The organism is Sphingobacterium deserti (genome assembly GCF_000757725.1).
In the GTDB taxonomy this organism is placed as follows: domain Bacteria; phylum Bacteroidota; class Bacteroidia; order Sphingobacteriales; family Sphingobacteriaceae; genus Sphingobacterium; species Sphingobacterium deserti.
Window position 1 is genome coordinate 12945 of record NZ_JJMU01000073.1, and the last position, 20102, is coordinate 33046.

11 protein-coding genes are annotated in these 20102 nt (G+C 42.8%); 7 read left to right on the forward strand and 4 right to left on the reverse strand.

What is annotated here, in order from left to right; translation table 11 throughout:
- Positions 1-25: 25 nt before the first annotated feature.
- Positions 26-2200, reverse strand: coding sequence for a transglycosylase domain-containing protein (locus DI53_RS19080; RefSeq protein ID WP_241462485.1), 2175 nt, complete (start codon positions 2198-2200; stop codon positions 26-28).
- A gap of 353 nt (positions 2201-2553) precedes the next feature.
- On the opposite strand from DI53_RS19080, the gene rpoN reads away from it, so the two are divergent.
- Positions 2554-4017, forward strand: coding sequence for an RNA polymerase factor sigma-54 (gene rpoN / locus DI53_RS19085; protein ID WP_037503725.1), 1464 nt, complete (start codon positions 2554-2556; stop codon positions 4015-4017).
- Positions 4018-4043: 26 nt separating this feature from the next.
- Here rpoN and dinB read toward each other — a convergent pair whose 3' ends face one another.
- Entirely contained in the window at positions 4044-5123 is a 1080-nt protein-coding gene (dinB, locus tag DI53_RS19090; RefSeq protein ID WP_037503729.1) for a DNA polymerase IV, read from the reverse strand.
- A gap of 290 nt (positions 5124-5413) precedes the next feature.
- Between dinB and DI53_RS19095 the strand changes: the two genes are divergently transcribed.
- The 4 genes from DI53_RS19095 (at position 5414) to DI53_RS19110 (ending at position 9682) form a co-directional block, all read left to right on the forward strand.
- Complete coding sequence (locus DI53_RS19095; protein WP_037503732.1) at positions 5414-6637, forward strand: porin; 1224 nt, start codon at positions 5414-5416, stop codon at positions 6635-6637.
- 180 nt (positions 6638-6817) lie between these two features.
- Complete coding sequence (gene lpxB / locus DI53_RS19100) at positions 6818-7933, forward strand: lipid-A-disaccharide synthase (RefSeq protein ID WP_037503735.1); 1116 nt, start codon at positions 6818-6820, stop codon at positions 7931-7933.
- Between the two features lie 63 nt (positions 7934-7996).
- Positions 7997-8635 carry a hypothetical protein gene (locus tag DI53_RS19105; protein WP_037503738.1) on the forward strand — a complete coding sequence of 213 codons (639 nt, stop codon included), beginning with the start codon at positions 7997-7999 and terminating at the stop codon, positions 8633-8635.
- 36 nt (positions 8636-8671) lie between these two features.
- Positions 8672-9682 carry a WD40/YVTN/BNR-like repeat-containing protein gene (locus DI53_RS19110; protein WP_037503741.1) on the forward strand — a complete coding sequence of 337 codons (1011 nt, stop codon included), beginning with the start codon at positions 8672-8674 and terminating at the stop codon, positions 9680-9682.
- 72 nt (positions 9683-9754) lie between these two features.
- On the opposite strand, the gene trxA is transcribed toward DI53_RS19110, so the two are convergent.
- Positions 9755-10072 carry a thioredoxin gene (gene trxA, locus DI53_RS19115; RefSeq protein ID WP_037503744.1) on the reverse strand — a complete coding sequence of 106 codons (318 nt, stop codon included), beginning with the start codon at positions 10070-10072 and terminating at the stop codon, positions 9755-9757.
- Between the two features lie 99 nt (positions 10073-10171).
- On the reverse strand, positions 10172-14593 hold the full coding sequence (dnaE, locus tag DI53_RS19120) for a DNA polymerase III subunit alpha (protein ID WP_037503748.1): 4422 nt from the start codon (positions 14591-14593) through the stop codon (positions 10172-10174).
- A gap of 321 nt (positions 14594-14914) precedes the next feature.
- On the opposite strand from dnaE, the gene DI53_RS19125 reads away from it, so the two are divergent.
- Positions 14915-16309 carry an aminopeptidase P family protein gene (locus DI53_RS19125; protein WP_037503751.1) on the forward strand — a complete coding sequence of 465 codons (1395 nt, stop codon included), beginning with the start codon at positions 14915-14917 and terminating at the stop codon, positions 16307-16309.
- Positions 16272-18476: a S9 family peptidase gene (locus DI53_RS19130; RefSeq protein WP_241462487.1), complete on the forward strand. Its 2205-nt coding sequence runs from the start codon at positions 16272-16274 to the stop codon at positions 18474-18476. The genes DI53_RS19125 and DI53_RS19130 overlap by 38 nt, the downstream gene beginning before the upstream one ends.
- Positions 18477-20102: the final 1626 nt, after the last annotated feature.

Genomic DNA, 20102 nt, shown 5'->3' on the forward strand with positions numbered 1-20102 from the left:
GCAACCAAAAATAGGAAATATCTTTCTAAAATTCCGTTTCTATAGTTTCGGGCAGCTGGACCTCTTCTTCCGGAAAGAGCTCTAAATTTTCGTCAAGCAGGGTGCTGTCTACAGGTGCCGGAATAACAATACGCGGACTTGGACAATAATATTTTTTTGTAATCTCTACCTTCGCTTTTGGGTATTCGCCAAACGTTACGCCTAATTCTGGATGTTTGTAAAGCTCCTCCATAAAAAGGGCGTAGATAGGAAGCGCGGTCTTTGAACCTTCCCCATTATGGGAGCCTTTGAAATGTATACTTTGTTCATCACATCCTACCCAAACGCCGGCTACAAGATCCTTTGTAAGCCCCATATACCAACCATCTACATAATCTGATGAGGTGCCCGTCTTTCCACCTATTTGGTTATTATCCCGGAACAAATCCCATTCCCAAAGTGCTTGAGACGTTCCCCCTGGTTCTTCGATAGTTCCCCGGAGCATGTAGGTCATTAGCCAAGCATCTTGCGGATCGACAACCTGCTTTTGATTAGGTTCGAAAGAAGCGATTAATTTCCCGTCGCTGTTGTATATCTTTGAAACGAGTATAGGTTCGGAACGTTTACCCTCGTTCATGAAAGTTGCATAGGCATTCACCATCTCAAATACGGAAACATCGTTTGATCCCAACCCTACCGACGGGACGGACTCTAGGTGACTATTTATACCACAGCGTTGCGCAGTCTCCACAATTTTATCCCAGCCTACATCGCGGGTGATTTGTGCGGTAATCGTATTTAGCGAACGTGCCATAGCCCAACGTAGCGACATATTGCGGTGAGAAAAACTCCAGTCCGCATTTTTAGGTTCCCACACCTCTTTCTCTCCCTTTTTATTCACAAAATCCAAACGGACAGGTTTGTCTTCGTAGGTATCACAGGGTGCCATTCCGTTCTCAAGGGCTGTTAGGTAGACAAAAGGTTTAAAAGTAGAACCTGCCTGTCGTTTGGCCTGGTTTACGTGATCAAACTTGTAATACCGATGATTGATGCCTCCTACCCACACCTTAATCTTTCCGCTATATGGATCCATAGCCATCAGTCCGGTATTCAACATGGTAAGATAATGCTTCAGCGAATCCATACTGGACATCTCCACTTCTTCATCGCCATCCCAAGTGAATACACGCATCTTTTTAGGTTTATTCAGCAGTTCGAAAACGACTTCCTCACTCTTGTACTTATCCATTAGGGAAGCAAAGATGGGAAGCTTACGGGCTTTGTCTTCCAAAAATCCGGGTAAAACATTTCCACTTTTATCACGCCAAGGAATTTCGTTTCTCCATGTGTTATCGAGTCGCCTCTGCAACTCCTTCATTTGCACGGCGACAACGTCTTCCGCGATCTTCTGCATCCGCGAATCGATCGTCGTATAGATCTTCAATCCAGCGGTGTGGATGTCAATATTATTTTCCTCACTCCATTTATCCAGCCATTTTGCTACTGCTGAACGCAGATAAGAGTCGTTGTTGCTCCTCTCCTCAATATTGTTAAGATTTAGATTAAGCGGTTCTTTGGAATAAGATTCAAGCTGACCTGTACTGATATAGCCTTCTTTCTGCATTTGCCCTAAGACCACATTCCTTCGCGATAGCGAAGTTTTCGGGTTGCGAATAGGATTATATAAGGTGGTGCCTTTCAGCATACCTACTAACACTGCTGCTTCGGTAGGTCGTAAATTTTTTGGGTGTTTGTTAAAATAACGAATGGCTGCAGATTTAATACCATAAGCATTGTTACTAAAAGAGACTGTATTCAAATACATCGTGACGATCTCGGATTTCGAGTACTTACTTTCTAATTTGTAAGCGGTCATCCACTCTTTAAATTTCGTTATGCCGATACGAACGACAGGAACTTTTCCTAATAATCCCTGAGAGGCATTATAGCGGGTTCTGTAAAGATTTTTTGCCAACTGTTGCGTTATCGTGCTGGCGCCCCGTTTATCCCCTTTTAACGTAGAAATGGCACTGGAAAACAATCCGATAAAATCTATTCCATTATGTTTGTAAAAGCGAACGTCTTCCGTTGCTATTAATGCATTTAAAATATTTTCAGAAATACTATCATACGCCACGGGGTCGCGGTCTTCTTCGAAATACCTTCCTATTAATACCGAATCCGCCGTGTACAATTCCGACGAAACGTTTAATGTGGGCATGACAATATCCCGTTTTGTAGGCGAATAACCGAAGAGCCATAGGAAGTTAAGTTGCGCTGCGCATACCAAAAGAATAAGACTATAAATTGCAATTAACAGAAAGCGCAATAATTTACTTTTAACCCTTTTAAACATACGGTAAAGATGAAGATTGTTTTTTGAAAAACAGCCATACGTGCTAAAAAATAGGCTATGCAGTTTTAGAATTAACGTATTTTAACACTTCATGGCATGGAAAAAATTTGAGGAAGGCTAGCTTGTTCTACAAAAATTGTACCTAATACATAATACCTAGCCGTAAAGTTTAGAAATCTCAATTATTTGCGTAGTTTTACGTTTGAAAACAGCGCAACATGTTAAAACAAACACTACAGCAGAAGTTATTACAAAAACTTTCGCCGCAACAAATACAATTTATAAAGTTACTTCAAGTGCCGACGGTATCGCTAGACGCACGAATAAAAGAAGAACTGGAGGAAAATCCTGCGCTTGAAGATGGAAGCCTTGCTAATATGACGGATCCCGTGGAAGAGTACCCTGATCGCGATCCAGACGAAAGTTACGATAATGACAGCAGTGAATTTGATGACGAATTTAGTGTTGATGAGTATATACAAGAGGATGACTACAGTGATTATTCGGGAAGTTATGGTGGGGATGATGATGAAGATCGGAAAGAAATACCGATCGCTATACAAGACTCTTTCTTCGAAACATTGCAAAACCAGCTTGATCTTCTTGCACTATCCGACCATGATTATGTAGTCGGTCAGCAGATTATTGGAAGCTTGGACGATGATGGTTACCTCAGAAGACCTACGCTGTCCCTTATTGACGACTTGGCCTTTTCGCAAAACGTTAGTGTGACGGAACACGAGGTGGAATCTATTTTGAAGATTATACAAGATTTTGAGCCAGCCGGTATTGGCGCCCGCGATTTGCAGGAATGCTTATTAATTCAACTTAGGAAGAAAGATACAAGTAATCCAATTATCGTACAAGCCATCAAGGTCGTTGAGAATTTTTTAGAGGAATTTACGAAGAAACATTACGACAAAATCGAGAAACAACTTGGCGTTAACTCCCTCGAATTGCGAGATATCATTAATGAGATTTTGAAGCTAAATCCTAAACCAGGCGACTCCGGATCTGCCTCAGGCAAGCAGCTTCATATCATCCCGGATTTCCATATTACAAATAATGATGGCGTACTTCATCTTACGCTCAATGGACGAAATGCACCGGAACTGCGCGTATCGCGTTCGTACCAAGAAATGTTTGAACATTACGAAAAGGCGGAAAAGAATGATAAAAAGATGAAGGAAGCCGTTCAATTTGTCAAACAGAAACTAGATTCCGCCAAATGGTTTATAGATGCCATTAAACAGCGACAGCAGACTTTACTGAAGACGATGAATGCCATCATGGAGTATCAATATGAATACTTTCTCACGGGCGACGAAAGACTTCTTAAACCAATGATTTTAAAGGGCATAGCGGATCGTATTGAAATGGATATTTCAACTGTTTCTAGGGTAGCAAATTCAAAATATGTACAGACGGAATTTGGGACATTTCTGTTGAAATCATTCTTTTCGGAAGCTATACAGACAGATTCTGGGGAAGAGGTTTCCAACAAAGAAGTGAAGAAAATCTTAGAGGAATGCATTGCTAACGAGGATAAAAGAAAGCCGCTGGCAGACGAGAAATTAACGGAAATATTAAAAGAAAAGGGATACACCATTGCACGACGAACGGTAGCAAAATACCGGGAGGCTATGAATATCCCAGTGGCAAGATTGAGAAAGGAGCTTTAAGCTCCTTTTTTAAGGAAAGGTAGGCTTTAGAAGAGTCGCAATTGTGGGTTGCTCAATTTTTCAAGATCAGCATCATAAAAATTCGAGAGTGTTACACCAAGAAGCCTTACCCGCTTTTCTTCGGTATCAACCTTTGCAAATAAATCCAGCACCTGCTCCAACACATCCTCCGCCGAGCTGATATAGTATCCGGACGTCTTACTTCGTGTAATCTGCGTAAAATCTGAAAACTTGATCTTTATGGTTACGGTACGTCCTTCTTTCGACTTTCCACTTAAGCGTTTCTCTAGCTTTTCGCACAGCAATTTAAATTCAGTAATCATTTCAGTCCGCTCGCGCATATCCGTCTCAAATGTATCTTCAATGCCGACAGATTTTGATATTCTATTAGGCTTTACCGGCCTATTGTCTTCTCCCCGCACCATGTGGTAGAAAAACTTACCTGATTTCCCGAACCGCCTAACGAGCTCATGTTCACCAAATTGTTTTAGATCCAGGCCAGTATAGATGCCGTAACCCTTCATTTTTTGCGCTGTGACTTTTCCCACACCAAAGAATTTCTCTATCGGTAAACGTTCTAGGAACGTTATAATTTTTGATGGTCCAATGAACGTAAGACCATTGGGTTTCTCAAAATCGGAAGCAATTTTAGCAATAAACTTATTGGTAGACACCCCAGCGGATGCCGTAAGTTGAAGTTCTTCTTGAATAGCAAGCTTGATCGCTTTTGCGATGTCTATTGCCGAGCCTATTCCCATCTTATCGGTGGTCACATCTAAATAGGCCTCATCTAATGATAAAGGTTCAATAAGATCTGTGTAGCGCCTGAAGATCGAACGGATACTGTCAGATACCTCTTTGTAAACATCAAATCGTGGTCTTGTGAACACTAAGTGTGGACAAAGCAATAATGCTTGTCTGGAAGACATTGCTGAGCGCACCCCAAACTTCCGAGCCTCGTAACTGGCAGTAGCCACTACACCTCGCCCATCTGGCGAACCGCCCACAGCAAGGGCCTTGCCGCGCAGCTCGGGAAAGTCACGTTGCTCTACAGATGCATAAAACGCATCCATATCGACATGTATAATTTTTCGGGTAACGGCCATCACTCATGCAGCAACTATTCACAACATTTCACACTACGATAATCTTATGGAAAATAACCATGCGATCATGGATAAAAGCCTCTGTAGCGTTCAATCCTACACAATTACGAAGATAGTGTGGTTCTTTGGGATTTAAAAGCGCTAAAAATTATATTACACAAATGTTGAATTTTGAGAAGGCGCGATGATCATTTATTCATGACAACGATATGTTTTAACGAATAATACTATCTTTGCAGCTTGTAGCTATTGACAATAGTTACAAGATCTTTATCCACTATATACTGACGATGAAAAATAGGCTTAAATATTTGCTGGCAGGACTGAGTGCGCTATGTTTCACTGCTGCAGTGAACGCGCAAGAGCGCGATGACCGGGCTACCATATTAAATTTTAAAGGCATTCAGTATCTTAGTAAAGATTCGCTTTTTTATACAAATTTCAGGTTTCGGATGCAGAATAGAGCTGGATTTAGCAATCAGCTTGACGGCGAAAGTAATGGTGAATTTGATGCGCGTATACGACGTCTGCGCATGCGTATCGACGGATACATCTATACACCGCGCGTTTCCTACTCCATACAACTTGCGTTTACGCGTTCCGATCAGGATTTTGATGATACGGGTGTGGCTAACATTGTGCGGGACGCTGTTGTTTTCTACAATTTTTCGGATGATTTTTATATTTCCTTCGGACAAAATAAACTGCCCGGAAATAGACAGCGTGTCAATTCATCGGGTCAATTGCAGTTTGCAGACCGATCGCTCGTCAATGGCAATTTCACATTAGATCGTGATTTCGGATTAACTTTAAACCTAAGTAAGAAGCTCGGGAATATGCCCATCAATGCCAAAGCAGCAATATCTACGGGCGAAGGGCGTGTAGCTAGCGGCACAGACGACGGGCTTGCTTATACCGGACGTGTTGAGTTTCTGCCGATGGGTGATTTCACCAATGATGGTGACTATTCTGAAGGTGATATCGAACGTGAACCAACGCCAAAACTATCGGTCGGCGGGGGCTATAGCTATAACGATCGTACCACACGCGAGGGTGGACAATTAGGGCGTTATGTAGTGAATCCTTTCACGTTGAAAACAGCTTTCGCAGATGCTATATTCAAATACCGAGGCTTTGCTTACCAGGTAGAGTACATGCGCCGGGATGTGGATAATCCTTTCAATATCATCGACGATCAGCTCAACCAAATTGACGGTCCAGAACAACAGGAAACCTATGCTTACAAAGGTTGGGGTATCAATCAACAGACCTCCTACCTTATCAATAAAGGTTATGAGGTGGCGGCACGCTATACCCACGTTGAACCGCACGAACAGATCCGCACATACGAAGATGAGGTCGATGTAATCGAACTCGGGTTGACCAAGTATGTTAAAGCGCACCGATTGAAAGTTCAGGTAAATGGTAATTACACATTTAAAAACGGTGAATTTAACAATCAATCGAACAAAAGCAGTTGGGGCGGCATGCTTCAGATCGAACTGGGGATTTAGACGGTAGCGTACGCTGGCCTTTGGAGGTAGAAATAACGAGGAAACGACACATATTTTTCATAGAGATCTGGCAGAAGGACTACACGGTTTACGATGCGCATAGCTTTATTTATGGACTTTGTCACCCTTACACATCATTTATTAAGAATAGTGTATCTTTATGACATTGAATTTTAGCATATGACGTATTACCTTATCGCCGGCGAAACATCTGGAGATCTGCACGGGGCAAATCTAATCAAAGCATTGAGAAACGAAGATCCGAACGCCACGTTCAGGATTGTCGGTGGAGATGAAATGGCTAAATCGGCTCAACAACAGCCCCTTATCCATACCTCTGAAATGGCTTTTATGGGCTTCGTGGAAGTTTTAAAAAATCTGGGAAAAATTCGAAAAAATTTAAACATCGTTAAAGAAGATCTCCGGATAAATAAGCCTGATACCCTCATACTGATTGATTTCCCGGGATTTAATTTAAAAGTTGCCGACTTCGCAAAAAAAATGGGTATAAAGGTCTGCTATTATATATCTCCCAAAATTTGGGCTTGGAACCAAGGGCGAGTTCATAAAATCAAAAAGCTGGTTGACCACATGTTTTGTATACTTCCGTTTGAAGTAGATTTTTATAAGCAATACGGTTACGAGGTTGATTATATCGGTAATCCCCTTTTAGATGCCATAAGCCAGTATAACCTTAATCCAAATTTCAAGGCGGACAATACGCTGAACGAGCGGCCGATTATCGCGCTCTTGCCGGGAAGTCGGAAGATGGAGATTGATATACTCTTACCCGAGATGGTTGATCTATACTATTTGTTTCCGGCCCATCAATTTGTTGTCGCTGGAGCGCCTAATTTTGACGAAGCGTATTATCGCCGCTATATTGGCGATTTGCCAATTAGCATCGTCTTTAATCAGACCTATGATTTATTAAAGAACGCGCAGGCAGCCGTTGTGACGAGTGGTACAGCAACATTGGAGGCTGGCATTCTACGGGTACCGCAAGTCGTCGTCTATAAAGCGAATAGAATAAGTATTTGGATTGCGCGCATGGTTATCAAGGTGCGTTTTATTTCCCTTGTTAATCTTATCAACGATTTTTTATCTGTGCGGGAACTTATACAGGAAGATTGTAATAGCCGAACAATCGCTGACGAATTGAGCGACCTCATTACAAATAAAGAATATCGCGAAAGTGTGCTGGAAAATTACGACACCCTCGCCGAAAAGCTTGGCGAAGCTGGTGCATCAGAGAAAGCGGCAAAGTTAATCGTGAAGTATCTCGGGAACACCTAAATTAAACCATCAACGATTTTAAGATTCTAACGTTATGCTAGTAAAATTTAAAGGTTAGAAGTCATGAAACTAAAACAACTATTTGCACTGCTATTAATATTTTCAACGGGTATAGCATTTGCTCAAGACAATGAGCAACATATTACGAAATTAGTTCTTAGTAAAAAAGACAAGAAATCGTTTAACAACAGGGATTCATCCATAACCGTATATATCGATACGTTGATCATGAAAGATCGGTCTTCGCTTCAGTTTTATGGAAAGAAAGATGTAAAACTGATTGTGAAGCATGCCGAATTAGGGAAACGCGTATTCTTTAGCGGCATAGGAGCTAAAAATAATGCATCGAACTTTGACATAGATATCAACTTTAAAAAGTTGGGTTCCCTTTATGTTATCGCGAGCGGACGAGATGCGATGAATGGTACGCGTACATTTGACAATGGAGACGGAGGCACAGTAAACTTTCATTACGATGGAAATGGCATTATCCCACAATCAACGGATAAAAAATCTAATAATTATTTATACATAGACGTATCCGCGGGTGGAAGAATTACGAATCCGCAATCGGATTTGAATCAGATTCATTCACTCATATCCATGTCCGCACCTGGCTTGCGTGGCGTTCCGCAAGGACAAATCTATTCAGGCTCGCCTGGAAGAGAGGGAAAGGCCACTATAGAAAAGAGCATGGATTAATTTTAAATTGACAATCCTAATCTATAACGCATATTAATGAAGAAATTACTCCTTGCTACATTAACCACATTTTGTCTGGCGCTAGACGCTGGCGCGCAACAGCTTACGCAACTAACTACGCGCAGCGGCGTAAGTTTCAGAGGTATAGAAACAAATAGCGATGCGTGCATTTGGGTAGCTGGCTCATCTGGAACAGTTGGTAAATCTTTGGATGGCGGGCAAACATGGGCTTGGGTGTCGCCGTCAGGTTATGAAAAATTCGACTTTCGGGATATTGAAGTTTTCTCTCCACAGGAGGCCGTCATCGTATCGGCGGGAACACCAGCAGTAGTTTTACGGACAGCAGACGGCGGAAAAAGCTGGCAGGAAGTTTATCGTGACGAGCGACCAGAGATATTTTTAGACGGCATGGATTTCAATGGTAACGAAGGCTTCATTGTCGGCGATCCTATCGATGGCGTCTTCCAACTTCTTCAGTCTAAGGATAAAGGAAAAACCTGGCGCGATGTATCAAATTTTATGTTTTTATTTGCCGACAGCGAAGAGGCTGCATTTGCGGCGAGTGGCACCTCCATTCAATACCTGAATGACAATGTCTGGATAGGTACTGGCGGAAGCACGGCAAGTATCTTCAAACGGAACGAAAAAGCGTTGACGATGGATAAATACCCCTGTTCGATCTTGCAGGGAGCAAGCAGTAGAGGCATTTTCTCTATTGATTTCCTAGATGACAATGTTGGTATTGCGGTAGGCGGCGACTATCAGGACGATGCGAATGTCGAAAACACAATCATGCTTACGCAGGACGGTGGGCGAAACTGGATAGCTAGCGAAAGCAATACGGGATTTAAGTCTGCCGTGAAGTACATCAATCAATCTCTTGTTGTGGCTACAGGAACTTCAGGAACTGTTCTCTCGAAGGACGCCGGTCAGCATTGGACGCTAATCGCGCCGGACAGCTTCAACAGTATTGCTTTGGGAAATGGAGGAAAGACGGTTTACTTGACGGGAAGCAACGGTAATATTGCAAAAATCGACATCGAGTAGCTCCACAGTTGGAATTGAAACATTTATGAGATAATAAAAAAGCTAGTCTTTTCGGGACTAGCTTTTTACTTTTTAAAGCTGCTTGGTAAGTTTTTCAACTAAGACTGACTTTGGCACAGCGCCAATTTGCTTATCAACAATTTCACCATTTTTGAAAAACAATAATGCTGGAATGTTTCTTATACCATATTTGACAGATATCTCCGGATTATGATCGACATTAACCTTACCAATAACTGCCTGACCATCATATTCCGTAGCTATCTCATCTACAACAGGGCCAACCATACGACAAGGACCACACCATTCTGCCCAAAAATCGATTAAAACTGGTTTATCTGATTTCAATACCAATTCCTCAAAATTGCTATCCGTTATTTCTAAAGCCATAATATTTAATTTTTATTTGTTATCAAACTTGTTAGACAAATATAGCGATTTTGAACATACATAACCGTCACGCCCTATTCATAAAAATTCTATAGCCTATCAATTTAATTTATAACTTATCTCGTGTTTTTCTAATCCATCTAAAAATTCATTTGTCAGGTTGATCTTTACAGATTTCGCTGGCATTTCTATTGATAAATTATCCTGCATATCCCGTATCGTAAATTTGAGCTGACATTTAGACTCCTCACTTTCGATTTTCGCAGAGTCCACAAGCTTATGCACCACAGCCACAAGTTGATCATCCAGCAAATGTAATGGAAGCTGGATAGTGAGTGATTTAGCCATTTTATCCCGCATATCAGATAGCAGCTGTATATGCTTTAGTTCGAAGCCCCAATTTCCTACTTGCTTAAATCTCTCTTGGACAAGCCCGCGAATCTGCACGAAAAAGCCCTCCTGAAGATATCCTTTGAACTTAACATAATCTTCGCCAAATACCATTATCTCATAAGAATCGCTGTAGTCTTCAATTACGAAGGAACCAAATGGTTTGCCCGATTTCGCCACACGATGATTCGCCATAGCAATAATACCGCCCAACACAACTTCCTTATTTTTTATCCTATTGAAGTCAAGTAGCACCTCCTCTTCCACTTCACTGGCTTTTACCTTATTTATAAGTTGTAGATCGCTGACTTTGTTAGAACAGAAATGTTTGATTTCAAACTTATAATTGTCTAATGGATGGCTCGTGAGGTAAATCCCGATTACATCCTTCTCATACTTCAGCTTTTCAATTAGCCCCCAAGCGGCACAAGGAGCGAGAACGGGCTCGGGCAGTTCCGTTGCCGCCGAACCGCCGAAAAGACTCGCCTGTGCTGAACTTTCATTGTCCTTAACACGGTTTCCATATTTAATCGCTTTTTCTAATCCAGTCGAGTTATCGCCCTCTGTGCTGAAATACTGCGCGCGGTGCGTATTGGTAAAACTATCGAAACCGCCAGCGTAGGCTAAGCTTTCAAACGCTTTTTTGTTCGCCGAACGAAGATCTATCCGTTTGGCCATGTCAAAAACCGACTTATATCTACCGCCTTTTTCACGAGTTTGCACCACCGTATCTACTGCGCCCGCTCCCACGCCTTTAACAGCGCCCATTCCAAATCGAATGGCACCCTGTTCGTTTACCGTAAATTTGTAGTACGATTCATTCACATCAGGTCCTAATACTAGTAATCCCATGCGCCGGCATTCTTCCATGAAAAACGTCACCTGTTTGATATCGTTCATGTTGTTGGACAGCACGGCAGCCATATATTCAGCGGGATAATGCGCTTTTAGATAAGCGGTTTGGTAGGCGATCCACGCATAACAAGTGGAATGGGACTTGTTAAACGCATAAGATGCAAAAGCTTCCCAGTCTGTCCATATTTTCTCCAATACCTTGGGTGCATGTCCTTTTTCAGCGGCTTGGTTGACAAATTTGGGCTTCATCTTGTCGAGTACAGCCTTTTGCTTTTTACCCATAGCCTTCCGTAAAACGTCGGCATCACCTTTTGAAAAGCCCGCTAACTTTTGCGATAAGAGCATCACCTGCTCCTGGTAAACAGTAATCCCATAGGTTTCTTGAAGGTATTCTTCGCAGGCATCTAAATCGTATGTAATGGGTTCAATACCATGTTTACGTTTGACGAATGAAGGTATATACTCCATAGGCCCCGGTCTATACAATGCATTCATTGCAATAAGATCGGCGAAAACAGTTGGCTTTAGCTCTTTCATGTACTTCTGCATTCCCGGCGACTCATATTGGAACACGCCTATAGTTTCGCCACGCTGGAACAGCTCGTATGTAAGAATATCGTCTATCGGAAATTTATCAGGATCTAATGTCACGCCATGACGGAGTTTTACATTAGTGACCGTGTCTTTAATTAAAGTTAGAGTCTTTAGCCCTAAGAAGTCCATCTTCAACAGGCCGGCACTTTCAACAACGGAGTTGTCAAATTGCGTAACGAAAAGCTCGGAATCTTTGGCAAGCGACACGGGCACGAAGTTGGTGATATCGTCAGGTGTGATGATAACACCGCAGGCATGCACACCTGTATTACGCATTGAACCTTCCAGTACACGTGCTTGTTTAATGGTTTCCGCTTCCAAACCGGCGCCATCGGCTAGGTTTTTAAGTCTGTTTACAGCTTCTATTTCCTCTGATCGCAAAACCTCCTTCAGACCTTTATCATCCATATTGAAGATTTTGCTGAGCTTCAGGTTCGGAATAAGCTTTGCGATTTCGTTTGCATCTTGCAAGGGCAAGTCAAGCACACGCGCGGTATCCTTTATCGACGACTTGGCCGCCATAGTTCCGTAGGTGATGATCTGCGCCACCTGCGATGCGCCATATTTGTCGATTACATACTGCATCACGCGTCCGCGACCCTCATCGTCAAAATCCACATCGATATCGGGCATCGAAACCCGGTCTGGATTTAAAAAACGCTCAAAAAGCAAATCATACTGGATCGGATCAAGGTTAGTGATGCCTAGACAGTAGGCTACCGCCGAACCAGCAGCGGAACCACGCCCTGGTCCTACCGAAACGCCCATCTCCCTGGCTTTGGCAATAAAATCCTGAACGATAAGAAAATAACCTGGATACCCTGTCCGCTCAATCGTCTCCAATTCAAAATCCAAACGCTCCGTTACAATGTCGTCAATTTCCTCATATCTACCTTCGGCACCTTTGTAGGTCAAATAGCGCAAATAGGCATTCTCCCCGCGTTTCCCGCCATCGACTTCATCTTCGGCATGCTGGAATTGCTCTGGAATATCGAACTTGGGAAGTAACACATCACGGTTAAGTGAATAGATCTCTACCTTGTCAAGTAAAGATTCAATATTGATGATCGCCTCCGGTGTGTCTGCAAAAGCCTTTTTCATCTCATCGGCAGATTTGAAATAGTATTCCTGATTTGGTAGACCAAAGCGGAACCCACGGCCACGGCCTTTCGGCGTTGACAGTTTTTCGCCATCTTTCACGCATAGTAAAATATCGTGTGCATGCGCATCGGCTTTATTCAGGTAATAGGTGTTATTCGTCGCGATCAATTTAACATCATGTTTCCTCGCCAACTGCACTAGCGTTTCATTCACTCTGTTTTCATCTTCTTGCCCGTGACGCATCAGCTCGATATAAAAATCGTCTCCGAATTGTTCTTTCCACCAAACTAATGCTTCCTCTGCCTGCGTTTCTCCAATATTTAACACCTTACTTGGCACCTCACCTTGCAAGTTGCCAGATAGCACAATTAAATTGTCTTTGTAGCGCTCAATAACTGATTTGTCAATACGAGGAACATAATAGAATCCTTCGGTATAAGCTGCAGATGCCATCTTAGCAAGATTGTGATATCCGGCCTTATTTTTTGCTAAAAAAACAATTTGATAGCCATTATCTTTCCTTGATTTGTCTTTATAATTCTCGCAAACGTAGAATTCACACCCCACAATAGGTTTGATAATCTGATCGGTAGGATTTTCACCGCGTGCTACGGCCTCCGCATTTTTTGCTTCTGCTTCTTTGTTATGGCTTATGGCTTTACTAACGAAATGGAAGGCGCCCATCATGTTTCCATGATCGGTAAGTGCCACTGCGGGCATCTTATTCTTTATTGCAGCATCCACGAGCGGTGCAACGCCAATAGTACTTTGTAGAACAGAAAACTGCGAGTGGTTATGTAAATGCGCAAATGCTGCCGCGCCAAGCGCTTGTTTAAGTGATTCATCAACCACCGTAACTGGTGTATCACTTTTCTGCTCTTTACGAATGGCGTCTGAAGCCGCCTTTAGATTGATATGTTTTAGGCCAACAGGCGCTATCAGATCTGGGTTATGCTGCTTGAACTCTACAAAATAGCCCGTATCAACCTGTACTTCCTCGGGTGTAAATATCTCCCGGCGAAGCAACTCGAAGAAGCAGCGTGTGGTTGCTTCTACGTCGGCTGTCGCATTATGCGCTTCGGCAAAAGGTACACCGAAAAGGTGGCCATGCAGCTCAGTCAGGTTGGGAAGTTTATAGCGACCACCACGACCGCCTGGCAACTGCAAAAGTTCTGCCGTCACTTCGGTACAGGTATCCAGAACGGGCATGCCCGACATCGGGGAATCTACGCCATAGCGGTAGAACTCCGCTCCCATGATATTTAAATCGAAGCCTATATTTTGACCGACTACGAATTTAGCCTTGCGCAGTGCGTCATTAAACTTATGCAGCACATCAACAAGAGGAACACCATCTTGCTCAGCAAGTTCTGTAGAAATCCCATGGATCTTTTCAGAGTCGTAGGGAATGTTAAATCCATCAGGGCGAATGAGATAGTCTTGATGTTCGAGCAGCTTTCCCATTTCATCATGAAGCTGCCACGCGATTTGAATACATCGCGGCCAGTTATCCGTATCCGTAATCGGTGCATCCCAACGTTTTGGTAAACCAGTCGTCTCCGTATCAAAAATTATATACATAGCTATTCCCGTTCTCTTTTAACAAAGTTAAAAATTAGAAGATAGAATATAATACATCGGCAACCAAATCGTGTATTATAATTGCTATAGCCGTGAGGCCTAATGGAAAAAAAATTGCGCTGTTCAGATTATCCTAACGCGAGAGGCCGTTTCATCCTTGATAGCTAGATAGGTCTAACCAAGTCCAACCCCTCGGGGATGTATAGTGTAAAATATGACCATAAATTGGCAAAATAAGAGAATTAAAAGTCCCTGCTTTTTAGCAGATTTACAACGCACCGAATTGACAATTGACTTGGTGCCAGATAGTAAAAAATCCATATGTTTTCACCACAAACTTACCAGCATCGTCGAGATACATTGCAAATGAAGGTCGGCAGCGGACTTATTCTATTACTGGGCAATACTGAAAACCCTATCAACTTTGAACATAACACCTACCCCTTTCGGCAAGACAGCACGTTCCTTTATTATTTTGGCATAAAGGCAGCAAACATCGCTGCTGTCATCGATATTGACAATCAGCGAACTATTATATTTGGCGACGAGCTCAACATGGATCAAATTGTATGGATGGGCAGGCAGGAAACGCTAAAAGAAAAATGTGATCAATCCGGTGTGCAAACCAGCATGCCCTTTTCAGCCTTGCAACCCTTTCTGCATAGCGCTTCTAAGGCAGGACAACAAATACATTACCTGCCACCCTATCAATCCTTCAATAAAATAGTAATAAGCGATCTTCTTGGCATCGCTATTAAAAACATAAATCCTTCTCCTTCACTCATTAAAGCAGTAGTATCACAACGATCGATTAAAGAACAGCAGGAATTGGAAGAGATCGAAGCTGCCCTGAAGGTGTCTGTAGACATGCACTTATTAGCGATGAAATTCACGAAACCAGGGATGATGGAACGCGACATTGCAAATGCTATTCAACACCACGCGGCTAACCATGGATCACCATTGGCCTATCCACCTATCGTTACGGTTCACGGTGAAATTTTGCATAACTCCTATAAATTGAATATACTAAAGCAGGGCGATATGCTGTTAAATGATTCTGGAGCAGAAACAGCGTTGGGTTACGCCGCCGATTTGACGCGTACTTTTCCCGTTGGAGCGAACTTCACTACGCAACAGCGCGAACTTTACGATGTGGTTTTACATTCCTTTTACGCGGCGCGGGAACTTTTAAGTCCTGAGATAACGTTTAAAGAAGTTCATCTCTCTGCATGTGAACGTCTGGTAGAAGGTTTGATAGCATTAGGATTGATGAAAGGAGATCCAAAAGAAGCGGTGCGCCAACATGCACATACGCTTTTTTTTCAATGCGGACTTGGCCATATGATGGGACTTGACGTTCATGATATGGAAGATTTGGGCGAACAATATGTGGGGTACACGGAAGAAGAACCAAAAGATACGCGCACGTTTGGCTTGAAATCCTTACGATTAGGTAAAAAGCTAGCGCCTGGATTTGTCTTAACTGTTGAGCCCGGCATCTACATAATCCCAGAATTGATTGATCGCTGGCAAGCGGAAAATAAGCTTTCTGATTTTATAAACTATGATAAACTACGCACATATCGAAATTTTGGCGGCATCCGTATCGAAGATAATTTTGTCATTACAGAAAGCGGCTATCGTCAGCTAGGACCCGAGCTAATAAAAACTGCACATGAAATCGAAAACTTTAGAAAGGATTATGTTTCGTAAAAACACGATAGTAAAAACCATTGCTAGCGCTGTGCTATGGCTAGTGGCCGCGCATACAACACAGGCACAGCTTCAATGGACGCCAGACGGAACTGGATATTACACTTTTTCTGAAAAGGGCATTGACATTGTAGATGCCATAAACCCTAATAAACGAACCACATATCTGAGTGCAGCGGCTTTGCGCCCAGCCGGGGCATCCCGCGGACTCGATGTGCAAAGTTTTCAAGTCTCACCTGATGGAAATAGCCTTTTGCTATTTGCTAACACGGCACGCGTATGGCGTGAGAACACTCGCGGAGACTATTGGATATTTGAGAAGACGACAAAGAAGCTTACCCAGCTCGGCAAGGGACTTCCGGCATCGTCTCTCATGTTTGCTAAGTTTTCCCCTGATGGTACACGCGTAGCCTATGTTTCTAAACATAATATTTATATAGAAAAGCTAAAAGACAACATTTCCAGACCTATAACCGAAGATGGAACAGATCGCATCATCAACGGCACATTCGATTGGGCCTATGAGGAGGAATTTGGTACGAAAGATGGCTTCCGCTGGTCGCCAGACGGATCTAAGATTGCTTTCTGGAAGCAGGATGCACGCAGTACCCGAAACTTCCTGATGATCAATAATACGGATAGCTTATATGCTTTCACTATCCCGGTAGAATATCCGAAGGTCGGGCTTCCGCCTTCACCTACCAGCATTTGGGTGTATGATCTTGCAAAACAACAAACGAAAGAAATCGATGATCTATCGACTACAAAAGACGGATACATCCCTCGTATGGAATGGCTCACAGATTCGAGAGGCTTGATCTTTCAAACACTAAACAGGAAGCAAAATGTAAGCAAAATCGTTGTTTCGGACATTCAAGGTGAGAAAAGTAAGGTCATCCATACGGAAACGGACGAGGCATGGATCGATATTAAATCGCGTTGGAATGATGGAGATCCTGCTGGATGGGACTGGATCAATGGTGGTAAAGAGTTTATTTGGGTATCTGAAAAAGGTGGCTGGCGGCAAATATATAGCATTGACCTACAAGGAAAAGAGCGTTTAATCACGAGGGAACCCTTCGACATCATTCAGATCGATTTTATAGACCCGAAGTCGAAAGCAATTTATTTCTCTGCCTCGCCGGAAAACGCCACACAAAAGCATCTTTACCGCATTGGTCTCGGTGGAGGAAAGGCCACTCGCGTTACTCCTGCTGAGCTCAAGGGAACTAATGCCTATCAAATTTCTCCAAATGGTAAAATTGCGCTTTTCCAGACAAGCAGTACATCCTACCGAGCTGGTACCGCCGTGGTATCGCTTCCAGAACATAAGGAGCTGCGCGCCGCGCAGAACATAGATAAGCATGCATCAAATAATGCGGAAACTGAGTTTTTTCAAGTAACGACGGAAGATGGTATCACACTCGACGGCTGGATGGTGAAGCCGACAAACTTTGATCCTTCAAAAAAATACCCAGCTGTATTTTACGTGTATGGTGAACCCGCGTCACAAACGGTGACCGATAATTTTTATACAGGTAAAAACAGATTATATGACGGCGACATGGCTGCTGACGGCTACATCTACATATCTTTGGAAAACCGAGGCGCACCAGCACCTAAGGGTCGCGAGTGGCGCAAGTCTATCTACAAAAATATTGGCACACTCAATATCCGTGATCAGGCTATGGGCGCCAAAGAGGTTTTTAAATGGGGATTTGTCGATACGACTCGGGTAGCAGTCTGGGGATGGTCTGGCGGAGGTGCTTCTACGCTCAACCTCTTAGGACAATATCCGGAGATCTATAAAACGGGTATCTCTATTGCGCCGGTCACGAACCAACTGCTTTATGACAATATCTATCAAGAGCGTTACATGGGGTTACCGCAGGAGAATGAAGAAGACTTCGTAAAGGGTTCTGCTTTAACTTACGCAAAAAATGTAAAAGGCAATTTATTGCTCGTTCACGGAACGGGAGACGATAATGTGCATTACCAAAATGCAGAGGTGTATATCAATGAATTAATTAAATACAATATTCCTTTTCAAATGATGTCTTACCCCAATCGAAGCCACGCTATCAGCGAGGGAAAAGGTACGTCAAAACATCTTTCCTTAATTTATACACGCTTTTTGCGAGAGCATTGCCCTCCAGGTGCTAAATGATAATATTGATTTGGAGTGTTTAGGTTTTCGCCGCGGCAAAGCGTAACTTTTGTAAGGGGATTTTTAGTTTTCCAAACGGATTGTCCTTAGCTCAGACCCTTCCGCCGCATGCCGCAGCAAGTTCAAGTTTCTGTTTATAAAACAGTTTGTCCTTCGCTCAGACCCTTCCGCCGCATGCCGCGGCAAGGCAAATACTTTTGTAGGGCAAAAGTATTCAAAACCCCGTCGCTTACTTTTGTTGCATCCTTATTGGATAGTGCGAAGGCAAATAACTACAGACGCAACAAAACTGATGCGACATTTCGTTTAATAATGACCCCTGCAATCACCTATCTGCCAAAGCTTTTCTACGTACTAAGTACTTCATACTATCATCTATAAAAAGCCGACATGTCGTTTAATATTGGGAAGAAGCGATAAAATATACAATATCTAAATTTCTCGCAATACACAATACGCATTACGCAATACCTCTTCAAATGCGCCATTTCGTTTAATAATGGGAAGAAGCGATAAAGTAATGGATATTTAATTTCCCGCACTACTGTATTTTAATCAGTTTGTCCATCGCACATCCTTTCCGTCCTTAGCCAGGACATGGCGTTCCTTTTGTAGGGCAAAAGGAACCAAAACCCCGTCGCTTACTTTTGTTGCATCCTTATTGGATAGTGCGAAGGCAAATAACTACAGACGCAACAAAACTGATGCGACATTTCGTTTAATAATGACCTCTGCAATCACTTATCTACCAAAGCTTTTCTACGTACGAAGTACTACATACTATCAGCTATAAAAAGGCGACATTTCGTTTAATATTGGAAAGAAGCGATAAAATATGGGAAACTTAAACCTCTCGCACTACGCGCTACACAATACTCAATACCAATCCCCCCCACAACCTTTCCGTCCTTAGCCAGGACATGGCGTTCCTTTTGTAGGGCAAAAGGAACCAAAACCCCGTCGCTTGAAACCTTTGCAGGGTAGGTTTGTGCAATGGCAAATGATTACATATTGCAAAGCTTTCGATGCGACATTTCGTTTAATAATGGGAAGAAGCGATAAAGTATAAAATACCTTTCGCATTACGCGCTAAGCAATACACTGTACTAATCGCTTTCGATGCGACATTTCGTTTAATAAGGGTTGGAAGCAATAAAGCAGAGAAGACCTAACTTTTCTCACTACGCTATACGCAATACCCAATCATCGTCAAGATTGCCGCGCCATCGTTCCTCTGGCTCGCAAGGACGTCCACTGCTATAAAACCTAATATCTCACTACGTTATACGCATTACGCAATACTATATACTACAATCTATTTTCACTACCCACTACCAATCGAGCGAACGCTAAGCTTGATCTACAAAGACCGATTAACGGCACTTTTTACGTTTCATCAAGCGATGGAATTAGCAGCGTGCTGCTGTGGCCTAGAGGGTATGGGCAGGCATTAGATTATTTACCAAAATCCATTCTTAAAAGGATTTTGGGATGTCATCTAGCCTAGCAGGCAGCTCACTGCTGTGCGTCGGGTTGCGGGTGATATCGCCTCGATGAAACAAAGATTTTTTGTATACTTTTTCATCTGAAAAAGTATGGCCCCGTCCGGGCATAGGACGAAGATCT